The 11,064-nt window shown below is 67.8% G+C and carries 9 protein-coding genes; 5 read left to right on the forward strand and 4 right to left on the reverse strand.

Annotated features, from left to right (window positions below; translation table 11 throughout):
- The first annotated feature begins 29 nt into the window (after positions 1-29).
- The 5 genes from thrS to KQ297_RS06435 all read left to right on the forward strand — a co-directional run bounded on the left by thrS (position 30) and on the right by KQ297_RS06435 (position 7,783).
- Positions 30-1,856: a threonine--tRNA ligase gene (gene thrS / locus KQ297_RS06415; protein ID WP_259738722.1), complete on the forward strand. Its 1,827-nt coding sequence runs from the start codon at positions 30-32 to the stop codon at positions 1,854-1,856.
- Positions 1,857-1,884: 28 nt separating this feature from the next.
- Positions 1,885-2,916 (forward strand): glucokinase, encoded by a 1,032-nt coding sequence (locus KQ297_RS06420; RefSeq protein WP_259738665.1) that lies wholly within the window; start codon positions 1,885-1,887, stop codon positions 2,914-2,916.
- A 60-nt stretch (positions 2,917-2,976) separates the two neighbouring features.
- A complete protein-coding gene (gene thrB / locus KQ297_RS06425) occupies positions 2,977-3,927 on the forward strand; it encodes a homoserine kinase (RefSeq protein WP_259738666.1) in 951 nt (316 codons plus the stop codon).
- Positions 3,928-4,017: 90 nt separating this feature from the next.
- Positions 4,018-5,592: an NAD(P)H-quinone oxidoreductase subunit 4 gene (locus KQ297_RS06430; RefSeq protein WP_185464523.1), complete on the forward strand. Its 1,575-nt coding sequence runs from the start codon at positions 4,018-4,020 to the stop codon at positions 5,590-5,592.
- A 55-nt stretch (positions 5,593-5,647) separates the two neighbouring features.
- Positions 5,648-7,783 (forward strand): M3 family metallopeptidase, encoded by a 2,136-nt coding sequence (locus KQ297_RS06435; protein WP_259738667.1) that lies wholly within the window; start codon positions 5,648-5,650, stop codon positions 7,781-7,783.
- A gap of 21 nt (positions 7,784-7,804) precedes the next feature.
- Here KQ297_RS06435 and KQ297_RS06440 read toward each other — a convergent pair whose 3' ends face one another.
- The 4 genes from KQ297_RS06440 to KQ297_RS06455 are packed head-to-tail and all read right to left on the reverse strand — an operon-like array spanning position 7,805 to position 11,064.
- Positions 7,805-8,398, reverse strand: coding sequence for an alpha/beta fold hydrolase (locus tag KQ297_RS06440; RefSeq protein WP_259738668.1), 594 nt, complete (start codon positions 8,396-8,398; stop codon positions 7,805-7,807).
- Between the two features lie 4 nt (positions 8,399-8,402).
- Positions 8,403-8,792, reverse strand: coding sequence for a dihydroneopterin aldolase (locus KQ297_RS06445; RefSeq protein ID WP_259738669.1), 390 nt, complete (start codon positions 8,790-8,792; stop codon positions 8,403-8,405).
- A 28-nt stretch (positions 8,793-8,820) separates the two neighbouring features.
- Complete coding sequence (locus KQ297_RS06450) at positions 8,821-10,140, reverse strand: glutamate-5-semialdehyde dehydrogenase (RefSeq protein WP_259738670.1); 1,320 nt, start codon at positions 10,138-10,140, stop codon at positions 8,821-8,823.
- 39 nt (positions 10,141-10,179) lie between these two features.
- Positions 10,180-11,064: an ROK family protein gene (locus KQ297_RS06455; RefSeq protein ID WP_259738671.1), complete on the reverse strand. Its 885-nt coding sequence runs from the start codon at positions 11,062-11,064 to the stop codon at positions 10,180-10,182.

Genomic DNA, 11,064 nt, shown 5'->3' on the forward strand with positions numbered 1-11,064 from the left:
CGCTCCAGGCCGCTGGCCATGGCCCGAGCATGGAGCCGGCGGTGACCCTGGGCGGCGACAGTGGCCCGGTCCGCCTGCCGCGCACGAGCGAGAGTCCGGAGCTGCTGCGGATTCGCCATTCCATGAGCCATGTGCTGGCCATGGCAGTTCAGAAGCTGTTTCCCAAGGCCCAGGTCACGATCGGTCCCTGGACCGAGAACGGCTTCTACTACGACTTCGACAACCCCGAACCCTTCACCGAGGCCGATCTCAAGGCCATCAAGAAGGAGATGGGCAAGATCATTGCCCGCAAGTTGCCCCTGCAGCGCCTCGAAGTGAGCCGTGCGGAGGCCGAGGCGCGCATCAAGGCCCAGAACGAGCCCTACAAGCTTGAGATTCTCGCCGGAATCCAGGAGCCCATCACCCTCTACACCCTGGGCGAGGAGTGGTGGGACCTCTGCGCCGGGCCCCACGTGGCCGACACCGGCGAACTCAATCCCAAGGCCTTCGAGCTTGAGAGCGTGGCCGGCGCCTACTGGCGCGGTGATGAAACCAGGGCCCAGCTGCAGCGGATCTACGGCACCGCCTGGCAGACAGCGGAGCAGCTGGCGGAATACAAGCACCGCAAGCAGGAGGCTCTGCGCCGTGATCACCGCCGCCTCGGCACCGACCTGCAGCTGTTCTCGATCGAGGATGAGGCCGGCGCCGGTCTGGTGTTCTGGCATCCCCGAGGCGCGCGCATGCGCCTGCTGATTGAGGATTACTGGCGGCAGGCCCACTTCGCGGCGGGCTACGACCTGCTCTACACGCCCCATGTGGCGGACCTGAGCCTGTGGAAAACGTCCGGCCACCTCGACTTCTACAGCGAGAGCATGTTCGGGCCGATGGAGGTGGATGAGCGGAAGTATCAGCTCAAGCCGATGAACTGCCCGTTCCACGTGCTCACCTACGCCAGCACCCTGCGCTCCTACCGCGAGCTGCCGATCCGCTGGGCCGAGCTGGGAACGGTGTACCGCTACGAGCGACCCGGCGTGATGCATGGTCTGATGCGCGTGCGCGGCTTCACCCAGGACGACGCCCACATCTTCTGTCTGCCCGAGCAGATCGGTGATGAGATTCTCGGAGTGCTCAACCTCACCGAAACAATTCTCTCCAGCTTCGACTTTCATACCTATGAGGTGAATCTGTCCACCCGGCCGGAGAAATCGATCGGAGACGATGCTGTCTGGGATCTCGCCACCGCCGGCTTGATGGAGGCCCTCGATCGCAAGGGATGGCCCTACAAAGTTGATGAGGGTGGCGGAGCCTTCTATGGCCCCAAGATCGATATCAAGATCGAAGATGCCATTGGAAGAATGTGGCAATGCTCCACGATTCAGCTTGATTTCAATCTTCCTGAGCGCTTCGATCTCCATTACGTTGCCGCCGATGGAACACGCCAGCGGCCGATCATGATTCACAGGGCCATCTTCGGCTCCCTGGAGCGATTCTTCGGGATCATGGTCGAGAACTATGCCGGCGACTTTCCCTTCTGGCTGGCCCCCGAACAGGTGCGCCTGCTGCCGGTCACCGATGAGGTGATTCCCTACGCCGAGGAGCTGCTGGGCCAGCTTCGGGTTGCCGGCGTGCGCGCCGCCATCGATCGCAGCGGCGATCGCCTCGGCAAGCTGATCCGCCAGGGGGAGCAGCAGAAGATCCCCGTGCTGGCGGTGATCGGTGCCAAGGAGGCGGAGCAGGGCAGTGTCAGCCTCCGCTCCCGCCGCGATGGCGACCTTGGCAGCGTGCAGGCTGAAACCCTGGTGACGGCGGCACGGGCAGCGAGTGAGACCCGCGCCTCCGGTCTGTCCCTGGAGCCGTCGCCGGCCTCCAGCCCCTGACGGTGGCCTTTCCTGAGCGACCCTCTCCATGACCACCCTGCTGGCCGGTGACATCGGTGGAACCAAGACCCTGCTGGCCATCTACCGGCTGGAGGGCGGCTCGCTGGTGCAGCTTCGCTGCCAGCGTTACCCGTCGGCGGCCTGGGACGACTTTTCGGCCCTGCTGAGCGATTTCCTCGCCGGCGGCGATCCCGGATCCGAGCGCCCCAGCCACGGTTGTCTGGCCATCGCCGGGCCTGTGCAGGACCGGCGGGTGCGGCTGACCAACCTCCCCTGGGAGCTGGAGGAGCTCCAGCTGGAGGCGGCCTGTGGCCTGGAGCGGCTGGAGTTGGTGAACGACTTCGCCGTGCTGATCTACGGCCTGCCCCACCTCGGGGCCGAGCAACAGGCGATGGTCCGTCCGGGCCAGTCCAGGCCTGGGCCCCTGGCGATCCTGGGGGCCGGAACAGGCCTGGGGGTGGCCATCGGGGTCCCAGGGCCCCAGGGTCTGATCGCCCTGGCCAGCGAGGCCGCCCACGGGGAATTCGCGCCGCGCCTGGAGCGGGAGTGGCGGTTGAAGCAGTGGCTGCAGGAGGATCTGGCCCTGGAGCGGGTCTCGATCGAGCGGATCGTCAGCGGCACCGGGCTGGGCCATGTCTTCCGCTGGGTCCTCCACGATTCCCGGACCAGCTCCACCCATGGCCTGGCGGAGTCCGCAGGACTGTGGGCTCTGGCCGAGCGCCGGGGGGAGGCGGAGCGACCGGATCTGCCCGCCCTGGTGGCCGCCGCCGCGGGCGAAGGGGACGCCCCGGCCGGGGCCGCCCTCGACCTCTGGCTGGGTGCCTACGGCAGCGTGGCCGGTGATCTGGCCTTGCAGAGCCTCTGCCGCGGCGGCCTCTGGCTGGGGGGCGGCACCGCCGCGAAGCTCCTGCCCCGGTTGCGATCCCAGGCCTTTCTCGCACCTTTTGCCGCCAAGGGACGCCTGACGCCCGTGCTGGAGGAGATCCCGCTGCGGGCCCTGAGTGATCCCGAAGCCGGTCTGTTCAGCGCCGCCTGCCGGGCCAGGATGCTGCTGGGCTGAGGGTGTTCGGCCCGGGGCTGATCGGGTGGATGGGACACTGGCTCGAGCAGAACGGTCGTGATGGTGAGGCCCCGCATCGGGCAGGGTGTGCAGGTGGATGTGCCGGCGACCACCGCCAACCTCGGTCCAGGGTTCGATTGTCTGGGAGCCGCCCTGGAGTTGAACAACCGCTTCGAGCTGCGCTGCATCGAGGGCGATGGTGAGCGCTTCGATCTGCTGATCGAGGGCAGCGAGGGCGCCCACCTGCGCGGTGGACCCGACAACCTCGTCTACCGCTCCGCCCAGAGGGTGTGGAAGGAGGCGGGGCAGCAGCCGGTGGCTCTCGAGGCGCGGGTTCGCCTGGCGGTTCCTCCGGCCCGGGGGCTGGGAAGCAGCGCCACGGCGATCGTGGCGGGGCTGATCGGTGCCAACGCCCTGGTGGGTGAACCACTGAGCAAGGAGAAATTGCTGGAACTGGCCATCGACATCGAGGGGCATCCCGACAACGTCGTGCCCTCCCTGCTGGGTGGCCTCTGCATGACCGCGAAAGCGGCCTCCCATCGCTGGAGGGTGGTGCGCTGTGAGTGGCACGAGAGCGTCAAGGTGGTGGTGACGATTCCGGCCATCCGTCTCTCCACCAGTGAGGCGCGGCGGGTGATGCCCAAGGTGGTCCCGATTTCCGACGCCGTGGTCAATCTGGGTTCACTCACTCTCCTGCTGCAGGGTCTGCGCACCGGCAATGGCGATCTGATCGCTGATGGCATGCACGACCGCCTGCATGAGCCCTACCGCTGGGGACTGATCCAGGGGGGGCGCCAGGTGCGGCAGGCGGCCCTCGATGCCGGTGCCTGGGGCTGTGTGATCAGCGGCGCCGGGCCCAGCCTGCTGGCCCTGGCCAGCGCCGACCATGCCCAGGCGGTGAGCCGGGCGATGGTGGCGGCCTGGGAGCGGGAGGGCGTCGCATCCCGGGCTGAGGTGCTGCAGATCCAGTTGAGCGGCAGCCGCTGGCATGACCTCCCCGATCGCCCCTGAGCGATCAGCCTGAGTACAACTACCTAACTGATACATTCAGTGCCCGAAAGCCGGACCAGCCGGCTACAACCAACGCTGCCGCCGGCTCGAATGGACGTCACTCTGCCCCTGACGGTTGCGTCCAGCCTGCCTGCATCATTTCCCTGGCTGAGCCTGATCGCCCTGCTGCCAGCGGCCGGCGCACTGCTGATGCCCCTGCTCCCCGGTGATGGCACCGACCCCCGGGCCCCCCGCAGCATCGCCCTGGTGGTGCTGCTGCTCGATCTGCTCCTGATGCTGTGGGTGTTCAGCCAGCACTTCGATGGCGGGTTCAGTGGCCTGCAGCTGGTGGAGCGGTTGCCATGGGTGCCGCTGCTCGGTCTGGAATGGTCGCTTGGAGCCGATGGCCTCTCGGCTCCCCTCGTGGTCCTCAGTGGTCTGGTCACCCTGCTGGCGGTGGCGGCCAGTTGGAATGTCAACCGCAAGACCCAGCTCTACTTCGGTCTGTTGCTCCTGCAGGCTTCCGCCCAGTCCCTGGTTTTTCTGTCCCAGGATTTCCTGCTCTTCTTTCTGGCCTGGGAACTGGAGCTGGTGCCGGTCTATCTGCTGATTGCGATCTGGGGTGGCAGCCAGCGCCAGTATGCCGCCACCAAATTCATTCTCTACACAGCCACAGCCTCCCTGCTGATTCTGATCAGCGGCCTGGCTCTGGCCCTGGGCGGTGACGGCTTCACCCTCAACCTTCAGGAGCTCAGTCAGCGGTCCTACGGGGGAACTTTCGGCCTGCTCTGTTATCTGGGTTTCCTGATCGGCTTCGGGGTGAAATTGCCGATGTTCCCTCTGCACACCTGGCTGCCCGATGCCCATGGTGAGGCCAATGCGCCCGTGTCGATGTTGCTGGCGGGTGTGCTGCTGAAGATGGGTGGTTATGCCCTGCTGCGCTTCAACGTTCAGATGTTGCCGGAAGCCCATGTGCAACTGGCCCCTGCCCTGGTGGTGCTGGGCATCGTCAACATCATCTACGGGGCCCTCAACGCCTTTGCCCAGGACAACGTCAAGCGGCGCATCGCCTGCAGCTCCGTGAGCCACATGGGCTTCGTCCTGCTGGGCATCGGGGCCATCGACAGCCTCGGCATGAGTGGCGCGATGCTGCAGATGATCAGCCACGGCCTGATCGCCGCCTCGATGTTCTTCGTCACAGGGGTGTTCTACGAGCGCACCAGGACCCTCTCCATCCCCAACATGGGCGGCCTCGCCAAGGTGCTGCCGATCACCTTCGCCTTCTTCCTGGCCAGTTCGCTCGCTTCCCTGGCCCTGCCGGGGATGAGCGGTTTCATCAGCGAGATCACCGTGTTCCTTGGAATCACCTCCAACGATGGCTTCACCGTGCCCTTCCGGGTGGTCACGATCGTGCTGGCGGCCATCGGTCTGGTGCTTACTCCGGTGTACCTGCTCTCCCTCTGCCGTCGTGTTTTCTTCGGCCCCAGGATTCCGGCACTGGCTGTGGTGGGCGACATGAAGCCCCGGGAGCTGGTGATCGGCCTCTGCCTGCTGGTGCCCACCCTGGCCATCGGCTTCTGGCCGCGTCTGGCGATCGATTTCTACGGCGCCACGACCACGGCTCTGGCGGAGGGTCTGAGCAGTCCCAGTGTGATGGCGATCGGACGGCTTTCCGCTCTCGGCTGAACCGCCAAGGCGCCGCTGATCGGCTGGAATGGGCCCACTGAAGCGGACCACCGCCATGAGCGCCTCCCTGCTGTCTCCCCCCCTGTTGCGGGGCGAAGGCCTTCCTGATTTTCCAGCCATCACGCCCGAGCAGGTGCGCCAGCAGATTCCTCTGCTGCTTCAGGAGCTCAATGCCGGCCTGAGTGATCTGGAGGATGGCCTGAACCTGACCCTGGGGTCATCCGAACCCCTGGGCTGGTCCCAGGTGATGGATCCCCTGCAGCGGCTGGGGGAGAGGCTGCGCTGGAGCTGGGGCGTGGTCAGTCATCTCAATGGCGTCTGCAACAGCCCGGAGCTGCGTGAGGCGCACCGGAGCCAGCAGGGGGCCGTGGTGGCCTTCGGCAATCGCGTTGGCCAGAGCCGCTCGATCTACCACGCCCTGAAGCGCCTGCAGGAGCAGCACAGGGCCGGCAGTCTGCCCCTGGATCCCACCCAGGAGCGCATTCTCGAGGCTGAGCTGCTTGACATGCAGCTGCGGGGGGTGGCTCTGGAGGGCGAAGCCCAGGCCGCCTTCAATACGGCCAGTGAGGAGCTCGCCGAGCTCGCCACCCGTTTCGGGAATCACGTGCTCGATGCCACCAACGGCTGGAGCCTCGCCCTGAACTCCACCGAGGAGGTGGACGGTCTGCCTGAGAGCCTGCGCCAGCTGCTGGCCCAGGCGGCACGGGATGCGGGTCTGAAGGCGGCGGATGGGAGCGAGCCCAGCGCTGAGAAGGGCCCCTGGTTGCTGGGGCTGGACATGCCCCGGGCCATGCCGTTCCTCAAATACAGCCGCCGCCGCGACCTGCGCGAGCGGCTCTACAAGGCCCAGGTGAGCCGTGCCTCATCGGGGGATCTCGACAACAGTCCGCTGATCGAGCGCATCCTCACCCTCAAACGTGAGCAGGCTGCTCGGCTGGGCTACGCCACCTGGGCCGAGGTGAGCCTGGCCTCGAAGATGGCCGACTCCGTCGATGCGGTGGAGCGCCTGCTGGAGGACCTGCGCGCGGCGGCCTATCCGGCGGCACAGCGGGAGCTGAAGGCCCTGGCCGCCTGTGCCGAGCGCCATGGTGCTGCCGAAGCCGGCGAGCTCAAACCCTGGGACGTGAGCTTCTGGGCCGAGGTGCTGCGCCGGGAGAGCTTCGACCTGCATGGGGAGGCCCTGCGTCCCTGGTTCCCTCTGCCGCGGGTGCTCGATGGGCTGTTCGCCCTCTGCGGGCGTCTGTTCGCCATCCGCATCGAAGCTGCTGATGGTGAGGCGCCGGTCTGGCATCCCGATGTGCGGTTCTTCCGTGTTTTCGACGCGGCCAACGACAAGGCCATCGCCGGCTTCTACCTCGATCCTTACAGCCGCCCGGGCAGCAAGCGTGGCGGCGCCTGGATGGACGATTGCCTGGGTCGCTCCCGGGATGCCGCCGGCCACCCGGTGCTGCCGGTGGCCTACCTGATCTGCAACCAGAGTCCGCCCGTGGGGGACACCCCCAGCCTGATGACCTTCGAGGAGGTGGAAACTCTCTTCCATGAATTCGGCCATGGGCTGCAGCACATGCTCACCACCGTCGAGCGTCCCGAGGCCGCGGGCATCAACCATGTGGAGTGGGATGCGGTGGAGCTGCCCAGCCAGTTCATGGAGAACTGGTGTTACGACCGTTCCACGCTGCTGGGCATGGCCCGGCACTGGCAGAGCGGTCAGCCCCTGCCCGAGGCTGAGTTCGCCAAGCTGCTGGCGGCGCGCACCTTCATGGGCGGCAGCGCCACCCTGCGCCAGGTGCACTTCGCCCTGGTGGATCTGCGCCTGCACAGCGCCTGGAGTCCCGCCACGGGCCTGAGCCCCGAGGCCCTCCGCCGTCAGATCGCCACCACCACCACTGTGCTGCCTCCGATTCCGGAGGATTCCTTTCTCTGCGCCTTCAGCCACATTTTTGCGGGGGGGTATTCAGCCGGGTATTACTCCTACAAGTGGGCCGAGGTGCTCAGCGCCGATGCCTTCAGCGCCTTCGAGGAGGTGGGCCTGGAGAACGAGCCGGAGGTTCAGAGCACGGGTCGTCGCTTCCGCGACACGGTGCTCAGCCTCGGCGGCAGCCGAAGCCCCTCCGAGGTGTTCGAAGCCTTTCGCGGCCGGGAGCCCTCCGCCGAGGCCCTGATCCGTCATTCAGGCCTGTTGGCAGCCTGATGCGCTCAACCTTGGAGGCCGTCAGGGGCGCAACAACTCCCGATGCAGCACCTTCAGCGACGCCGGTGCGCTGAGCACGTTCTGGTGCAGCCAAACCGGCAGGGGCCTGGCAGGCCCGAAGGGCAGGACCGCCTTCCAGCCAGGCACCACCACCTGGTCGGTTGGGGTGTAGAAGCTCAGGCACTCCACCCCTGCCAGGGCTTGAGGATCCTCGTTGAGCTGGCGCAGCAGCGGACTGCCGGGTTTCATGTCGGCGATTCCCCCCAGCAGGAACGATGGCCAGGGCTGGGCGGTGATCGTTCCCTGCTGAGGGCTGGCCACGCTGATGAAGCGGCGGGTGCGCTGCTCCCCACCCAGCAGCTGCAGCCAGCAACGGGCGATCACACCGCCCATCGAGAACCCGAGCAGATCGATCGGTTCCTCCGCCCCGAAGCGTGCCTCGATGGCCTGACCCAGCCGCTCGGCCAGGTGGAGCAGGGGAGTGGCGCCCAGACGGTGGCTCAGGTGGGGAACCAGCAGCGGATCGCGGGCCCCCGCCAGGAGCTTCTCCAGGCGCCGGAACAGGCGGGGCGAATCCCAGAGCCCATGGACCATCACCAGGGGTGGGTAGGTCATCGGTTCAGCCGCCTGCAGGGGCATGGCGCCAGCGCTCCACCTGCACCAGGCCGCTGAAGCCGCTCACGGGGGCAGCGCATTTGCCCAGGATCACCCGCTGGGTCACCGGGCCGTAGAGCTGGTCGATCCGCTCCATGATCCTCTCGGCGTAGTGCTCGAGCGTGAGGCAGCGGATCGATCGAGCCTGCTCCTGCAGGGCCTGGATCGCCAGGCCGTAATCCAGGCTGAGGGCCAGATCATCGCTGCGGCCTGCCGGGCCGAGGTCGTGCCAGAGGCTGAAGGCGAGCTCGAACCATTGCCCCAGGTCCCGCTCCTGCTCAAGCACACCCACGTGAGCCCAGAGCCGCAATCCGTGCACATGGATCGCCTCGCCCTTCGCGACGACTGGATGCATGTGGGGGGCCGGAGCGTTCATCGGGTCGTCACAGGAGCAGGGAACGGTGCGTGAAACGTCGCTCGCCACTGGCGTAGTCGGCCACGATGTGCCCCTCCCCGCGCAGGTGGTACCGGTAGGTGACCAGGCCTTCCAGCCCGACGGGGCCTCGGGGTGGCAGGGTCTGGGTGCTGATGCCCACTTCGGCACCGAAGCCGTAGCGGAAGCCATCGGCGAAGCGGGTGGAACAGTTGAGGAAGACCCCTGCGCTGTCCACGGCAGCGAGGAAGCGCCGGGCCGCTTCGGGATCGTTCGTGCAGATCGCGTCGGTGTGCCGGGACCCGTGGCGGGCGATGTGCTCGAGGGCCTGCTCGAGGTTGTCCACCACCTTCACCGCCAGGATTCGGTCGGAGAATTCCCTGCCCCAGTCGTCCTCGCGGGCTGGGTTGGCCACCCCCAGGGCACAGGCCTCGGGGCAGCCCCGCAGTTCCACCGCCTCCGCCGCGAAGGCGGCGATGGCCGCAGGCAGGAAGCTGAGCGCGGCCTCACGATGCACCAGCAGGGTTTCGATCGCGTTGCAGGCGGCCGGGTACTGGGTCTTGCTGTCGATGGCCAGGCGCAGGGCCTGCTGGGGATCCGCAGCCCGGTCCACCAGCAGATGGCAGACCCCGTCGGCATGGCCCAGCACGGGGATGCGGGTGTGGTCCTGGATGAAGCGCACCAGCGCGTTCGATCCCCTGGGAATGATCAGATCCACCAGGCCATCAAGCCTGAGCATCCCCAGGCTTTCCTGGCGGGTGGTGAGCAGGGCGAGGGCCCCCGGATCCACCGCACTGGCCGCCAGACCCGCCTGCAGAGCCTGGAAGATCGTTGCGCAACTGCGGCTGGCCTCGCGTCCCCCCTTGAGCAAAGCGCCGTTGCCGGAGCGGATCGCCAGCGACGCGATCTGGATCAGGGCATCCGGCCGGGCCTCGAAGATCACCCCCACCACCCCCAGGGGCACGCTGATCCGCTCCAGCACCAGGCCGGCATCCAGCTCGGTGTGCAGCTGACGCCGCCCTACGGGATCGGGAAGCGCGGCCAGCTGACGCACCCCCTCGATCGCGCTGGCGAGTTTGGCGCCATCGAGCTTGAGGCGGGCCACCAGGGCCGGCGCCAGCTGATCCGCCGCCGCCGCCTCCAGATCGGCCTCATTGGCGGCCACGATCGTGTCGCCAGCCTGCTCGAGCGCCTGGGCCAGCGCCAGCAGCGCCTGCCGGCGCTGCTCATCCGTGCACTGCCCCAGGGCCATGGCGGCGCGGCGAACGGCACCGGCGCGGCTGAGCAGCTCGGGGCTTGGATCGGGGACGCCGGATGGGGTGGAAGCCATCTGACCATCATTCCAGCCGCCCATTCCTGCCCCCCCGGCTCAGGCCGGCAGGGTGTCCAGGGCCAGCCGCACCGCCCCCAGCCGTCCGGCCCCGTTGCCCAGGGCACAGCGGCGAATCTCCAGGCCCTGGCGACTCTCCGGCAGCACCCGCTGCTCCACCTCCCGCCAGACAGCCGGCAGGATGTGGTCGCTGGCGGCACTGAGGCCACCGCCGATCAGCACCAGCTCCGGAGTGAGCACGTAGAGAAGTGAACTCAGACCGATCCCCAGCCAGCGGCCGTAGCGGTCCCAGACGGCCAGGGCTTCGGGATCACCCCCGTCGGCGCGGCGGCCGAGCTCGGCTGGATCCAGCGGGCTGAGGCGGCCCAGCCCCGTGATGCTGCAGAACTGCTCGAGCGAGCCCCGGTTTCCGCTGCGGCAGGGGGGACCCTCAGGGTCGATGCTGATCAGGCCGGGCTCGATCGCCGCCCCATCCCGGCCGGTGAACAGCTGGCCCCCCAGCAGGGCCGCTCCACCCACACCCGTGCCCAGGGTGAGCAGCAGCACGTCGCTCCGGCCCCGGGCCGCCCCCAGCCAGGCCTCCCCCAGCAGGGCGCAGTTGGCGTCATTGGCCAGGATCACCCGCCGCTCCAGCTGGGGCTCCAGCCAGTCGGCCAGGGGAACGTCGTGCCAGCCGGGCAGGTTGATCGACACCCGCGCCACCCGGCCGCTGCGGTCCATCGGTCCGGGCAGGCCGATCCCCACCCGATCGGCCCTGCCTTCAGGATCCACGGCCGTGATCGCCTCCACCAGCGCCATGCTCACCGCTCCGGGCAGGGCCGGTCGAGGGGTGGGGCACTCGAGTTCGGCCAGGCAGGCACCGCCGGCGTCGAAGCGGCCCAGCTTGATGGCGGTGCCCCCCAGATCCGCGCCGATCAGTTCCAT

The organism is Synechococcus sp. CS-205, from assembly GCF_025128255.1.
Taxonomy (GTDB): Bacteria; Cyanobacteriota; Cyanobacteriia; order PCC-6307; family Cyanobiaceae; genus Regnicoccus_A.